At 66.6% G+C, this 13,944-nt stretch carries 11 protein-coding genes; 6 read left to right on the top strand and 5 right to left on the bottom strand.

Annotated features, from left to right (window positions below):
• Positions 1-8: 8 nt before the first annotated feature.
• From ACR9Y6_RS04555 to ACR9Y6_RS04545, 3 genes are all read right to left on the bottom strand, one after another.
• Positions 9-872: an aldo/keto reductase gene (locus ACR9Y6_RS04555; RefSeq protein ID WP_481280193.1), complete on the bottom strand. Its 864-nt coding sequence runs from the start codon at positions 870-872 to the stop codon at positions 9-11.
• A 73-nt stretch (positions 873-945) separates the two neighbouring features.
• Positions 946-3,234, bottom strand: coding sequence for an ATP-binding protein (locus tag ACR9Y6_RS04550; protein ID WP_481280192.1), 2,289 nt, complete (start codon positions 3,232-3,234; stop codon positions 946-948).
• The gene (locus tag ACR9Y6_RS04545) at positions 3,231-3,881 is read right to left on the bottom strand and encodes a response regulator (protein WP_481280191.1); all 651 of its coding nucleotides are present in this window, start codon (positions 3,879-3,881) and stop codon (positions 3,231-3,233) included. Before ACR9Y6_RS04545 ends, ACR9Y6_RS04550 begins: the two co-directional genes overlap by 4 nt.
• 329 nt (positions 3,882-4,210) lie before the next feature.
• Between ACR9Y6_RS04545 and tviB the strand changes: the two genes are divergently transcribed.
• From tviB to ACR9Y6_RS04525, 4 genes are all read left to right on the top strand, one after another.
• Positions 4,211-5,479 carry a Vi polysaccharide biosynthesis UDP-N-acetylglucosamine C-6 dehydrogenase TviB gene (gene tviB, locus ACR9Y6_RS04540; RefSeq protein WP_481282691.1) on the top strand — a complete coding sequence of 423 codons (1,269 nt, stop codon included), beginning with the start codon at positions 4,211-4,213 and terminating at the stop codon, positions 5,477-5,479.
• A gap of 16 nt (positions 5,480-5,495) precedes the next feature.
• Positions 5,496-6,506, top strand: a complete 1,011-nt coding sequence (locus ACR9Y6_RS04535) for an NAD-dependent epimerase (protein WP_481280190.1) — start codon at positions 5,496-5,498, stop codon at positions 6,504-6,506.
• Positions 6,507-6,536: 30 nt separating this feature from the next.
• On the top strand, positions 6,537-8,180 hold the full coding sequence (locus tag ACR9Y6_RS04530; protein ID WP_481280189.1) for a GMC oxidoreductase: 1,644 nt from the start codon (positions 6,537-6,539) through the stop codon (positions 8,178-8,180).
• A 152-nt stretch (positions 8,181-8,332) separates the two neighbouring features.
• Positions 8,333-9,733, top strand: a complete 1,401-nt coding sequence (locus tag ACR9Y6_RS04525; RefSeq protein ID WP_481280188.1) for a TIGR03013 family XrtA/PEP-CTERM system glycosyltransferase — start codon at positions 8,333-8,335, stop codon at positions 9,731-9,733.
• Positions 9,734-9,762: 29 nt separating this feature from the next.
• Here the strand turns inward: ACR9Y6_RS04525 and ACR9Y6_RS04520 are convergent, their stop codons facing one another.
• Complete coding sequence (locus tag ACR9Y6_RS04520) at positions 9,763-10,443, bottom strand: J domain-containing protein (RefSeq protein ID WP_481280187.1); 681 nt, start codon at positions 10,441-10,443, stop codon at positions 9,763-9,765.
• A gap of 110 nt (positions 10,444-10,553) precedes the next feature.
• Here ACR9Y6_RS04520 and ACR9Y6_RS04515 point away from each other — a divergent pair, with 110 nt between their 5' ends.
• Positions 10,554-11,276 carry a hypothetical protein gene (locus ACR9Y6_RS04515; RefSeq protein WP_481280186.1) on the top strand — a complete coding sequence of 241 codons (723 nt, stop codon included), beginning with the start codon at positions 10,554-10,556 and terminating at the stop codon, positions 11,274-11,276.
• A 313-nt stretch (positions 11,277-11,589) separates the two neighbouring features.
• Here the strand turns inward: ACR9Y6_RS04515 and ACR9Y6_RS04510 are convergent, their stop codons facing one another.
• Positions 11,590-12,387 carry an autotransporter outer membrane beta-barrel domain-containing protein gene (locus ACR9Y6_RS04510; protein ID WP_481280185.1) on the bottom strand — a complete coding sequence of 266 codons (798 nt, stop codon included), beginning with the start codon at positions 12,385-12,387 and terminating at the stop codon, positions 11,590-11,592.
• On the opposite strand from ACR9Y6_RS04510, the gene ACR9Y6_RS04505 reads away from it, so the two are divergent.
• Positions 12,374-13,633, top strand: a complete 1,260-nt coding sequence (locus ACR9Y6_RS04505) for a hypothetical protein (RefSeq protein ID WP_481280184.1) — start codon at positions 12,374-12,376, stop codon at positions 13,631-13,633. The genes ACR9Y6_RS04510 and ACR9Y6_RS04505 overlap by 14 nt on opposite strands.
• Positions 13,634-13,944: the final 311 nt, after the last annotated feature.

The raw sequence follows: 13,944 nt of genomic DNA, 5'->3' as shown, positions 1-13,944 counted from the left end.
CACCCCGGTCACTTCTTCACCGCGTGCTCCAGTGCTTCGTAATCCTCCTGCGAGAGCTGCAGCGAAGCGCCCTTGACGTTTTCCTCGAGATGACCGGGACTGCCGGTGCCGGGGATCGGCAACATCACCGGCGTGCGCTTCAGCAACCACGCCAGCGCCACCTGGCCATCGGTCGCCCCTAGCTTCCTGGCGATGCCGGACAACACCGAACCGTCCTTCGCGAGATCGCCGGCGGCCAGCGGGTACCAGGGAATGAAGCCGATGCCGTGCTTGTCCGCGTAATCCACCACGGCCTCGCTCTGGCGATTGCCGAGGTTGTACAGGTTCTGCACCGTCGCCACCTTGAAGAACTTCGAGGCGGCTTCGATTTCCTCGACGTTGACCTCGGACAGGCCCACGTGGCGGATGAGGCCTTCGTTCTGCATGTCGCGGATCACGCCGAACTGCTCGTCACGCGGCACCTTGGCGTCGATGCGATGCAGCTGCCAGAGGTCGATCCGGTCGACGCCGAGGCGGCGCAGGCTCATCAGCACGCACTGGCGCAGGTACTCCGGACGGCCCAGCGGCGCCCAGATATCCGGGCCGTGCCGGGTGAGGCCGCCTTTCGTCGCGATGACCATGCCCTTGTACGGATGCAGTACCTCGCGAATCAGGTCCTCGCTGACATAGGGGCCGTAGCTGTCGGCGGTATCGATGAGGTTCACGCCGAGCGCGGGCAGCTTCGCCAGCGTGTCGCGCGCGGCCTTGGGGTCGGCGGGATCACCCCAGATGCCCTTGCCGGTGATACGCATGGCGCCGAAGCCGAGACGGTTGACCTCGAGATCGCCGCCTATCCTGAACGTGCCGCTTGCGGATGCGTTGATGCTTGTCATGCTGGACTCCGTTACTTGGGGGAGAAGGAAACCAGCATGACATGGGGGACGATGACGGAAATTGAAAGAATCGTTACAACCTGTCCGCGATTTCCTGCAGCAAGGCGTCGATGTCGCCGCGCGGTACCGGACGTGCCTGGAGCAGCGCCTCCACGCGCTCCACGTCTTCCACCAGGGCCAGCGCACCGAATACCAGGGCGGCTCCCTTGAGCCTGTGCGCCACGTGCAAGGCCGACTCCGGATCGGCCTCTTCCATCGCCCCGCGGATGGCGGCGACGTCGCGCAGGCTCTCGTCGTGGAAGGTCCGCTCGGCCAGCGTCGTTCCCGGGGCACCCGCCAGGGCGTCCCTCAGGCCGTCGAGCGACAGGGGTTTGCCCAGCACCGTGTCGATGCCGCTTTCCTCGCAACGCCGGATGTGGGCCTCGCCATCGTTCGCGGAAATGGCGATGAAGCGGGTACTCGATACACCGGCGGAAGCCTCGCGCGCGCGCAATTCCGCGGCGATGTCGTAGCCCTGCATGTCCGGCAGTTCGCAATCCAGCAATACCCCGGCGAAGTGGCCGGGCACGAAGGCATCGATCGCCGCCTGGCCATGGTCCACGGCATGGGTCTCGTAACCCAGGAACTTCAACTGTGCCGCGATGATCTGCCGGTTGGCCGGGTGATCCTCGACGAGCAATACGACGCCACTCACCGCGGGGGCCGTTTCGCCGCCGGCCGTTTCCGGCCCGTCGGCCGGAGTCGTCACGGGAACGCGACTGGTCGGCAGCTCGATCCGGACGGCCGTACCGACACTGACATCGCTGCTCAGGTCGAGACGCCCACCGAGGTGACGCACGATTTCCGCGCAGATGCCCAGGCCCAGCCCGCTGCCTCCCATGCGTGCGGAATGCACGCCATGCGCCTGTGAGAAAGGCCTGAAGAGCTGGCGCTGCCTTTCCGGCGGCACGCCGATCCCGGTATCGAACACCTCGACGATGAAGTGGCGCACGTCGTCCACCGCCTCGCCGGCCGATTGCCACATCGCGATGCCGACGTGCCCGCGTTCGGTGAATTTCACCGCGTTGGACAGCAGGTTTTCCATCAACTGGCGCAGACGGGTCTCGTCGAGCAACAACCAGGGCAACGGGCCCATGGGCAGGTCGAGGCGCACCGCCAACCCCTTCTGCTCGATCGTTCCCCGCTGGCCTTCGATCACCTGTCGCGCCACGGCGACGGCATCGCAGGCGGCAAGGTCGGCGGTGAAACCGACGCTTTCCGAGCGGCTGTAGTCCAGCGCACTCTTGAGGAGATTCTGAAGATTCCGGCTACTCGACTGCGCGATGGCCATCAGGTCGCGTTGAGGCCCCTCCAGCGACGTGCGCGAGAGGAGATCGATCGACGAGACCACCGCGTTCACCGCGTTGCGCACCTCATGGCTCATGACCGCCAGGAGCATCGTCTTTTGCTTCTCGCCCCTGCGCGACGCCAGTTGCGCGCGTCGCAACTGCCATAGGGCGAAGAACAGCACCAGCACGAGCGCCAGGCCCAGGCCGATCTCGACGCGGTAGGCGGAAGCCACCTGGGATAGCGTGGGAGCGCGCAGGTAGGCGGTTTCCAGCCAGCGCTCGATCACCGCCTGGTTCTCGCCCGCGCTGACGCCGCGCAGGCTGTCGTCGAGGATGCCCAGCAGCTCCGGCGCGTCCTTGCGTACCGCCACGCGGATCGTGACCGGCATTTCGCTGACATTGCCGGCGATACGCAGGCTCAACGTGTAGTCGCGCCGGACGATGGGATGGTAGGCCACGTCCACGCCCACGGCGGCATCCGCGATGCCCGTCTCCACCGCCGCGAGCACCTGGTGGACATCGGCCAGCGGAAGGCGGGTGATCGAGGGATGCTCCCGGCGTAGCCAGGATTCGTAGACACCGCCACCCTTGAAAGCGACCGTGCGGCCCTCAAGCGCACCCATGTCGAGCGTCGCCGGCCCCACCGTACGGCTGATGATGACGGTGCGGCCGACGTAGAACGGCGCGGAAATCAGCGCCCGGTCGCCCACGTCCGCCATGAGCAGGCGGTCGCTGAGCGAGGGCAGCATGTCGATGCGTCCGTCGAGGAAGGCGCGAACCGATTCCTCCCACGAGCGAGTGCGCACCGTCGTCACGCGCAGCCCGGTATGCCGCGCCACCAGTTCCAGGTACTGGCTGACCAGCGGATTGGACTGGCCATTGCTTATCTCGGATCCCTGTTGCGGATCGATCGCTATCCGTAGCACGGGGTGCGCGGCGATCCAGCGCTTGCGCGCCTCGGCATCCGGCGCCTCGCCCGCCACGATGCTCGATACGACGAGCAACGAAAGGATGAACGCGAAGGCCCGCCTCACGTCGGGCCAGCGCCCAGCGCGAGGATGTAATCCCGCAGGAGATAGAGCTCGTTGTCGGACGTGACGCGCAGTTTGCGGAACGCGGCGGACTTCTGCGTGCTGATCGTTTTCAGGCTGCGGCCCGACCGTGCCGCGATCTGGCCGACGGTCAACCCCTCGAGCAACTGCCGGATCACCTCCCATTCGCGCGGCGAAAGCGCCACCACCCCGGTCGGTTCGGCGACGTCCTGGTCGCGCGGCGGCAGGTACTCCCTGCCGGTCATGACCGCGTCGATGGCGCGGATCACTTCGTCGGGGTCCTGGCTCTTGGCGACGAATCCATCGGCACCGGCCTGGCGCAGGCTGTGGATCACCAGGTCCTGGTCATGCGCGGATACCACCAGGATCTTCATCCTCGGGTAGCCCGCCCGCAGCAATTTGATCAGGGCGATGCCGTCGATGTCGTCCAACGCGAGCGAATAGTCGATCAGGGCGACGTCCACCGGCATGGTGGCCAGCATGGCGCGGAAGCTGCGACTGCTCGCGTGACTGCCGACGACGACGATCGTGGGAGATTTCTCAAGATGTGCGATCAATCCTTTCAGGACGAGCGCATGGTCGTCCAGCAAGGCCACGCGCACAGAGCCAAAGTAGGATCGCGCGGACATGAGTGGACCAGGAAGCCATTATGTAGTCGTATGCCCACATCCGTGGGCGATTCCGGACGAACCATATCTCGGTGGGAACGCCTTGTAAACGCCGCCGTCTTGCCGATATCGGCCATTCGACCACCTCCGTAAGCCATACAGGCAAGTCCGGCCTGCATTGCTACGCTTTCGTCGCCCCCGCCAGAGGGGGATTTCCGACGTCATCGAAGGGGTAGGACTCCGGCATGGATACAACAAGCCTCAGAGGGGCCACCGGCCACGCCGATGTGGCTGAATCCGTGACGACCGGGCGCCCATGGGCGGCGGCGGGCGGCTTCGTCCCCCGGCCACTGGATACGGTACGTATCGGCATCGTGGGCCTGGGTTACGTCGGCCTGCCGCTCGCGGTGGAGTTCGGCAAGCGCTACACGACCCTGGGCTTCGATATCCGCCACGAGCGGATCGAGGAGCTCCGTGGAGGCCATGACGCCACCCTGGAAGTCGATGCCGACGAGCTTGGCGCGGCGGATCGCCTCCGCTTCTCCTCCCATGTCGACGAACTGGCGGAGTGCGACGTCTACATCGTCACGGTGCCCACGCCCATCGACGATGCCCGCCGCCCGGACCTGGCGCCCCTGGTCCGCGCGAGCGAAACCCTGGGCAAAGTTCTCAAACGCGGCGACGTCGTCGTCTACGAGTCCACCGTGTACCCGGGTTGCACCGAAGAAGTCTGCGTACCGATCCTCGAACGCGTCTCCGGGTTGGTCTTCAACGAGGACTTCTTCGCGGGATACAGCCCGGAGCGCATCAATCCAGGCGACAAGGCGCATCGAGTGACCGGGATTCTCAAGGTCACCTCGGGCTCGACGCCCGCCGTCGCCGACTTCGTCGACGCCATTTATCGCTCGATCATCACCGCGGGAACGCATCGCGCCAGTTCCATGAAGGTGGCCGAGGCGGCAAAGGTCATCGAGAACACGCAGCGCGACCTCAATATCGCCCTGGTCAACGACCTGGCGATCCTGTTCAACAAGCTCGGCATCGACACGCTCGAAGTGTTGGAGGCGGCCGGCACGAAATGGAACTTCCTGCCGTTCCGGCCCGGGCTGGTCGGAGGCCATTGCATCAGCGTCGACCCGTACTACCTCACGCACAAGGCCCAGCAAGTGGGCCACCACCCGGATGTGATCCTCGCCGGCCGCCGCACGAACGACGGCATGGGCTCGTACATCGCGGGAGAACTGGTGCGGCTGATGGTGCGCAAGGGCATCAACCCGGTGGCCGCCCGCGTACTGGTACTGGGCCTGGCCTTCAAGGAAAACTGCCCGGACCTGCGCAATACGCGGGTGGTCGACATCCTCCACGCCCTGGAAGGTTATGGCGTCGCGGCCGACGTCCACGATCCCTGGGTCCGCGCCAGCGAGGCGATGCACGAATACGGTATCGAGCCGGTCGCGGAACCCACGCATGGAGGCTACGACGCCGTGGTGGTCGCGGTGGGCCATCGCGAGTTCGTCGCGCTTGGCGCGGACGGCATCCGCGCGTTCGGGAAGCCGTTGTCCGTGGTCTACGACGTGAAGTACGTGCTGCCCCGCGACGCGGTGGACGGCAGGCTCTGACGATGCGGGAGCCCGTATGAAAGTACTCGTCACGGGCACCGCCGGCTTCATCGGATACCACGTCGCGACGCGCCTGCTGGAGCGTGGCGACGAAGTGGTCGGGCTGGACAATCTGTCCGACTACTACGACGTGACCCTGAAGAAAGCGCGGCTGGCCCACTTCGAGGGCCAGCCCGGTTATACCCACGTGCATGCCGACCTCGCCGATCGCGACGCGATCGAGGCCGTTTTCGCCACGCACAAGCCTCGCCGGGTGATCAACCTGGCGGCGCAGGCGGGCGTGCGTTACGCGGCGACGAACCCCCATGTCTATGTGTCGAGCAATGTGACCGGCTTCCTCCACGTGCTGGAAGGATGCCGCAGGCACGAGGTGGAACACCTCGTCTTCGCCTCGACCAGTTCGGTGTATGGCGCGAATACGCGCATGCCGTTTTCCGAGCACCAGCCCACCGAGCACCCGTTGACGCTGTATGCGGCCAGCAAGAAGGCGAACGAGCAGATGGCGCACAGCTATGCCCACCTCTACGGCCTCCCCTGCACCGGCCTGCGCTTCTTCACGGTCTATGGGCCGTGGGGCCGGCCCGACATGGCGTTGTTCCTGTTCACCCGGGCCATCCTCGCCGGCGAGCCCGTCCGGGTCTTCAATCACGGCAGGCACAAGCGCAGCTTCACCTACGTCGACGACATCGTCGAGGGCGTGCTGCGCACGCTGGACCGGGTACCCGCCGCCGACGCGAACTGGTCCGGGGACCGCCCCGACCCGGGCACGAGCGGGGTCGCGCCCTATCGCATCTTCAACATCGGCAACGAGAAGCCGGTGGAATTGCTGCGCTATATCGAAGTGCTGGAGAAATGCCTGGGACGCACGGCGCGGCTGGACATGCTGCCACTGCAGCCCGGCGATGTCCCCGACACCGAAGCGAACGTTTCCGCGCTCGTCCAGGCCACCGGCTATGCGCCGAAGATCGACGTGGCCGAGGGCGTGGCGCGTTTCGTCGCCTGGTATCGCGAATTTTACGGTGCGTAGGATGCGCGCGATAAGAACGGGAGGCGCATCTTGATCGTCGACTACCTCGATGGGTCGGCACCCGCCGACCTCCAGGCCGACCTGTGCATCGTCGGTGCCGGGCCTGCCGGCATCGCCATCGCCCGAGCCTTCGCCGGCAGTTCCACCACGGTCTGCCTCATCGAAGGGGGCGGCCTCGCCGGCGAGGACCGCAGCCAGTCCTTGTACGAAGGCGACTCCACCGGCGACCTCCCCTTCGATGCCGGTACGTCGCGCATGCGCGTGTTCGGCGGCAGCTGCACGCTGTGGGGCGGTGGCTGCATTCCCTTCGCCGACAGCGACCTCGAACCGCGTGACTGGGTGCCCGACAGTGGCTGGCCCCTGCGTTTCGCCGACCTCGCCCCCTGGTACGAGCGCGCCCGCGAATTCTGTCGCATCGATGCCTCGCACGGCTTCGGGCCAGGCGAGTTCGACGGCCCGCCGCCACGCCGCCCTCTCGACCTCGACGCCGGGGAACTGGTGAACTTCATCTTCGCCAGGAGCCCGATCACGTTCGGCGAAGCCTACCGCGAGGAGCTGCACCAGGCACCGAACATCACCGTGCTGCTGCACGCGAACGTCATGGAACTCGAAGCCAACGCCGATGCGACCGTGGTCACCGGCGCCCGGATCGGCACGCTCGACGGTCGCCGCGGCCGCGTGCGTGCGCGGCATTACGTGTTGGCGGCGGGCGGTATCGAGAACGCGCGCATCCTCCTTCTTTCCGACAGCGTCGCGTCCAGCGGCCTCGGCAACGACCGCGACCTGGTCGGCCGTTATTTCATGGATCATCCCCGGGGCACGATCGGCACGATCCGCGCAGGCGAGCCCGACCGCGTCACCCGTCCGTACGAGCGCACGATCGGCAAGGTACGTGCGCCGCTCGCGCCGGAGATCGGCCTTTCCATCGAGGCGCAGCGACGCCATCGCAGCCTCAATGCGCGCGTGCATCCCTTTCCCGTGGAAGGCGAGGTGCCCCAGGGCATCCGTGCCCTGCGCGGCCTGCGCGCCACCCTGCGCCCCACTGTGCGGACGGAAGCGACCCTGCTTGAGGCACGGCTCTGCGCCGCCCTGCAGAACGGGCCCGGCGGCGACGTGGCCACCATCCACCATGGCCTCGCCATCAACGCGGTCCGGCTCGGCCTGAACATCGGCGACGTGATCCGCGCGGTGGCGCACAAGGTCGCGGACCGGCCCGTGGTACGCAGCGACCGCGTCGAGCTGGTCGGTTTCTTCGAACAGGCGCCCCACCGCGACAGCCGGGTCACGCTCGGCATGGATGTCGACGGGCTGGGCCTGCGCCGCGTGCGGGTGGACTGGCGCGTCAACGAACTCGACCGGCACACCTGGCGCACCATGACCCGCCTCGCCGGCGGCGGCCTTGCCAGGGCCTGCGACGGACACTTCGAACCCGCGCCATGGACGTACGGCGAAGGCCCGCCCTCGCTTCGAGGTACCGCGCACCACATCGGCACGACGCGCATGGCCGAGGACCCATCGCGGGGCGTGGTCGATCCACAGGGCAAGGTGCATGGCATGGACAACCTGCACGTCGCCGGCAGTTCGGTCTTCCCGACCGGCGGCTGGGCGTTCCCGACCTTCACCATCGTCGCACTCAGCCTGCGGCTGGCCGAGCAGTTGCGCACGCTGCTGTAACGGCGGCGATACACCTCGCGCCGCACGCGCGCATCGGGCGGCCATTCGGCCTAGCCGTGCGCCGGCCGGAAGTGCAATCGACAGGAGCATGGCCGCTCCATAGCCTTGAAGTACCGGCACGCAGTCCATGCGTGCATCGAGGGGAACATCCGATGATCCGCCTGTTCAGACAGCCGATCGTGCGCTGGCTCACCTTGCTGGGCACCTGCGAACTCCTCTTGCTCGCGGCCTCGCTCAACGTGGCCGTATGGATTCGCTTCGCGACCTCGCCGGAGGACCTCGCGGCGTCCACGCATTCGCTGACGGCGCGCGCGGCGATGTTCGCCGCGGTCATCTTCCTGTGCATGGCCGCGCTCGGCGAATATCGCGCGACGCTGCGGATGAGCTGGCGCGGCCAGGTCGCGCGGCACGCCATCGCCTTCGTCCTGGGTGGCCTGGCGCTGGTCGTCGGTTACTACGTGATCCCGCAAGCCTACGTGGGCCGCGGCGTGCTGGGCATGGCCCTGGTCATCGGCTTCGTGTCGACGGCGGCCTTCCGCGCGGTATTCATGCGCCTGGTCGAGATGGAGTCGCTGAAGCGACGCGTGATCGTCCTGGGCGCCGGACAGCGCGCCGCGCAGATCCACAACCGCATGCGGCGTCGCTCGGATCGCCGCGGCTTCTGCCTGTTGGGCTATGTGCGCGGAGCCAACGAGGCTGTCGCGATCCCCGAATCCCTCTTGATCGAACCGGCGGGCTCGCTCGCCGCAATGGCGCGGCGCGAGAAGCTGCACGAGATCGTGGTGGGCGTGGACGACCGCAGGGGCAGCCTGCCCATGGACGACCTGCTGGCCTGTCGCCAGCTGGGCGTGCAGATCACCGACCTGACCACCTTCGTCGAACGTGAAGCCGGCCGCGTGCAACTGACCATGCTGGACCCGTCCTGGCTGGTGTTTTCCGGCGGCTTCAATACCACGCCACTGGCCTCGTTCGCCAAGCGTGGCTTCGACCTGGCGGCGTCGCTGCTGATCGCCCTGCTGTGCTGGCCGGTCATGCTCGGCGTCGCCCTCGCGATTCGCATCGAATCCGGCCGTGGACAACCCATCCTCTATCGCCAGGAGCGCGTCGGCGAACACGGCCGCACCTTCTGGCTGTACAAGTTCCGCAGCATGCGCACGGACGCGGAAATGGACGGCGTCGCACGCTGGGCGTCCAGCAACGACGATCGCGTGACGCGGGTGGGACGCATCTGCCGAAAGCTGCGTTTCGACGAGCTGCCGCAATTGTGGAACGTGATCCGCGGCGACATGAGTATCGTCGGGCCGCGTCCGGAGCGGCCGCAGTTCGTTTCCGACCTGCAGAACAAGATCCGCTACTACAGCCTTCGCCACAGCATCAAGCCAGGCCTGGCCGGATGGGCGCAACTGAGCTATCCGTACGGCGCTTCGGAAGAAGACGCCGCCGAGAAGCTCAAGTACGACCTGTTCTACGTGAAGAACCACAACCTCTTCCTCGATGTGGTCATCCTGATCGAGACGGTGGAGGTCGTGCTGTTCGGACGTGGTGCAAGGTGAATCCGGGCGGGACGGACGCGACGGGCGAACTACGGCCGCGGGCGTGGCGATTCCGTGCGAAGGCGGCGCAACGGCGAGCTGTACCAGTCGACGACCACGCCCCGCTCGAAACGTATCCAGGAAGGACCGTATTCCCAGCGATCCCCGGCACGCCGCGTGGGCTCCCCTTCGATGCCGATCACCTCGTCCGGCATCATGCCGAGGCCGAGTGCCTGCGGCGCGGAGGGTGCGCTGGCGCCCGCGGATATCGCCGCATCCTCCGTGTCTTCCCCATCCAGTTCCCGGCTCGCCTGGCTGGCAGGCCAGGTCGACCATGCCACGCCACCGATGACCACCACGGCGAACGCAAGCCACCAGCGGGTCGCCACCGCGCGCTGCGTTCCGCGCGGCGGCGCGACGGTTCGCGGCGTGGCCCCGTGCACGGGAACCATCGTTTCAGGCACGACCGGCACCGCATCGACGGCACGCGCCGCCTGCGACGCGCCGGGGAGGCGTCCGTGCCTGCGATGGAAATCCATCGCGGCACCGTACTGCGCCGTCAGTCGTTGCAGCCGGGCCGCCGCCAGCTGGTCGGCGCGCGAGCCACGGCGCCGGTCGGGATGCCACATCGCCACATGACGGCGGTAAGCCTGCTTGAATTCGTCCAGCGAGCAGCCGGGAGCCAGGCGCAACTTCGCGTACAGGTCGAGGAAGTCGGTTTCGTCCGTCACGGTGGAGCCCCCTTGGGCGGCGCGCGTGACGTATCGTCAGGCATGCGGTCCGCATGCCGAGCGTCGCTCACAGCCGTCGCGCTGACAAGTACAACCTTTGGAGAAGCGACATGCACCGTCTTCGTACCGCCGTGGCCGCCGCGGCCCTGCTCTCGATAGCACCGCAGGTGGCGGCAGGCGATCCACCGCTTCCTTCCCTCGGTGCACACGTGTTCCTCGGCCAGGGCGAGGGCCTGGGTACCAGTCCCGCCGTGACGCGTCCGGTGGACACCCGGTCCAGGGGCAGCGTGTTCGTCGTGTTCAACGCGGGATACGCAAGCAACGATGCGTCGCCGCGCGACACCTACGGCAACCGCTGGGACGCCTTGGGCCGTGCGATGACCTATGCGAACTACGGCGATCGCTTCGACGTGAAAGCCTATGTCGCGCTGGACGGCAAGGGCGGGGCCAAACACTCCGTTTCCATCGTCAAGCGGGGAGAACCGCGTGGCGAGCTATCCCTGCCCTTCATCGAGGTACGCGACGCCAGCCGCGTGCAGGCGCTTGCCCAGTCGTACGCCGAACCGTCGCTGGTGGTCGCCAGCGGCGAGATCCATGTCGACGGCCCCGCCACGCTGCTCGCCTTCTGGTGGGGCGACGGTGGCGTCAAGCGCATGAGTGTCGTCCCTGGCGATGGTTTCCAGCTGATCGACGCCTTCATCGAACTGCCCGACGAGAGCGGCGTGCAGGGTGCCGTGGCATGGCGGCAGGTGACCGCCGCGGGCACCTACCGCGTGCATTGGACAGCCGCCCCCGTGCAGGGCGCGGCGCTCTGGCTCATCGCCATACGCTAGGGGCTTGTCCGGATCCGGACAGGGCGCCGGCGTGGCTGGCTTGGGGAAGCGCAGCCGTGCGGGGCGTGCGTACGATAACGGACACCCCCGCCACGAAAACCGGTGCGAAAGTGTCCGGAAACGGACGTCGGCGCCTACAACCATAGGGCTATTTTCCTCGGTTCTACAAGGAGATAGCTTTGATCCCCGACACCACGAGGCCGCGGCGGGACGAGCAGGACGCCACGGACGATGCAGGACGCACGGGTGCGCAAGGGATGCGCCAGGAAGCGAGGGAGGAGGACCTCGCCCGCGGCCCCGCGGTGTCGACCGTTCAGAACGTGACGCGGATGCCCACGTTGCCAGCCCACCCGCGCATGCCGTAGCTGCCGACGAAGTGCTGGTAGGTGCCTTCGCCGTAGACCTGCACGTGCTCACTCAGTTGGCTCACCACGCCTGCCGAGGCGCGATAGGAGTTGCCCACGCGACCGGAGCCGAAGCGCTCGCTGATGTCCCACTCGTCACTGGAGACGTCCGCCTTGGGATCGCCATTGCTCGTATGGGTGAGATCGAGACTGGCATACGGCATGAACACGGGATTGGCCGTTCGGGAGATGCGACCGCCGAGGCTCGCGCTCGTCTGCTTCGCGGTGCCCAGCTTGACCTCCAGGCCATCGCTGTCGACAAAGTCGCGGAAGTTCAGCGACTGGTGCTTCAACTGGAAGCGCGGCTCGACCGTCCACTCGTTGCCGACGGCGAACGGCAGGCCCGCCTCCACGGACATCGTCCAGCCATGCGCGCGTACGCGGCCGACGTCGGCGCCGCGCAGGTCCGTGCCCACGTCGCCGCGGTAGCGGGTGCTGCCCAGTACACCGTCCACCCAGAATCCATTGCCGTGCTGCCAGGTGATCCAGCCGGAGAAGCCGTTGGCGCGGTACTTCGCTGAACTGGCGCCATCCACGGCCTTCGGCGTGACGCGCGTGGTGCCGTGATCGGCGGCCCAGCCCGCGCGCAGCGTGCCGTTGTCGCCGTCCAGGGCGATCAGGCTGCCACCCAGCTGCAATGCGTTGACCTGCTGATCGAAGTCGTAGCCGTAACGCTGGAACGAAAGGTTCGAGGTGTATCCGGGCATCGCCGACTTCGACACCGTCACCCTGGTCTGGGACGGCACCGACGGTAACGGCACGCCCGTGCGCTATACCGCCGACCGTCAGGTCAGCGACATCACCCGGCCACCGATCTTCTCCGTGGCGCACGCCGAGGTGCTGAAGTTCCTCGACGGCACCGCCGAGGTCTATTACCAGGTCACGCCCTTCAGTCGCAGCGCACGCCCGCGTCTCGTGCGCACGCTGCTCGGTCGGGAATCCGCGCACGTGAGCCTGAAGATTCGCCACGCCGGCGCCGAGCAGCCGCTGCCCGCGCCCACGGTCGACGATGTCGCCGGCGGCGTCCTCGATCCGGCCACCGAAGAAGCGGTGATCCGCGCGGCTTATCCCACCATCGCCAACGGCGATCTGGTCACTTACCGTTGGCTGGGCACCGTCTCCAGCTTTACCCAGAAGGTCAAGGTCGGCAGCGCCCTCCTCGTCCCGCCCGCGTACGTCCCGCGGGAGTACATCGCCGACAATACCGGCGGCGAGGTTATCGTCACTTACAGCGTGCAGCGCGGTGGCATCGATCCGGCCCTGCCCTCCGAGCCGCTGGTCTTTCGTATCGCCGAGGCGATGCCCTTCTCTATCGACGGCTCGCTTGTCGAACTCGTGGGCATGGACGAGGAATACACGCGCAACGCCAGTGGAGGCGCCCCGCCGTATACCTACAGTTCGAATAATTCCAGCTGCGTGATCGTTCCCGACCCGAATCAGGGGCTCATCCGTAGCGTGGCGGAAGGCACGGCCACGATCACCGCGCGCGACACGGCAGGTAGCTCGGGCACATACCCCGTCCATGTATCGGCCAACGAAGGGCCGATTTTCACCGAAGATTTCAAGAATTATCCGGCACAGGCTATTCCTGTGGGGAGCACCGCCAGCTTCACGTACCTGACGATCACGACATTGGCAGGCCCCGGACCGGTCGATCTGGTACCTGGCACAGAATATGACTACATACGGCTAAGGGTCGGTGACCAAGACGGTGGCAGGTACGGGGCGACCATCCGAGTCAACATGCGTCAGCCATGCCGGTACGCATACTTTTCGTGCGGTGGCGCCGTCCAAGGCTCGCTTGCATCCTTCTACAACGGAACAACGCCAGTTGGTGAGCAAGTAACAGCTGGGGGTCCTATTCAATTTAGTGGGGCCACGTTCACTCACTTCACCTTCGCCGTTCCCTACGCCACGCAGATAGTCACCATGAAGTTCCGGCACTCCACTTGATCGCCGTCGTTGATAGATGAGTTCGACTTCGTGGTCATACCACACAAGCCCCGCGCAAGGCGGGGCTTTTTTTTGCTTTTTCGCGGATTTGCGGGTTCCGCGGGATCGCCGCTGAAGCGGCTCCCACAAGGGGCCGAAAAAGGGGGTGAGCGCACGCGTCCCTGTTCTGCTCGCAACACGGGGCACCATCATGTCCGGAGGGAGGCGTCGGGTGCCGTTCTCTGAGCGATGGAGCATCTTTTTCACCGCCTCCGCCCCGTCGACCTCGGCCATTTGCCCACCCCGGCTAGCACGCCAGTTGTATATGCCGT

Source organism: Luteibacter sp. TLI7-4A (genome assembly GCF_056754745.1).
The sequence above is the reverse complement of the archived record's forward strand: the minus strand, read 5'-3'. Positions and strand labels throughout refer to the sequence as shown.

Bases quoted from the DNA above. Each gene is read 5' to 3' on its own strand.
- ACR9Y6_RS04555 (WP_481280193.1), bottom strand. From the start codon at position 872: ATGACAAGCATCAACGCATCCGCAAGCGGCACGTTCAGGATAGGCGGC.
- ACR9Y6_RS04545 (WP_481280191.1), bottom strand. From the start codon at position 3,881: ATGTCCGCGCGATCCTACTTTGGCTCTGTGCGCGTGGCCTTGCTGGAC.
- ACR9Y6_RS04535 (WP_481280190.1), top strand. From the start codon at position 5,496: ATGAAAGTACTCGTCACGGGCACCGCCGGCTTCATCGGATACCACGTC.
- ACR9Y6_RS04525 (WP_481280188.1), top strand. From the start codon at position 8,333: ATGATCCGCCTGTTCAGACAGCCGATCGTGCGCTGGCTCACCTTGCTG.
- ACR9Y6_RS04515 (WP_481280186.1), top strand. From the start codon at position 10,554: ATGCACCGTCTTCGTACCGCCGTGGCCGCCGCGGCCCTGCTCTCGATA.
- ACR9Y6_RS04510 (WP_481280185.1), bottom strand. From the start codon at position 12,387: ATGCCCGGATACACCTCGAACCTTTCGTTCCAGCGTTACGGCTACGAC.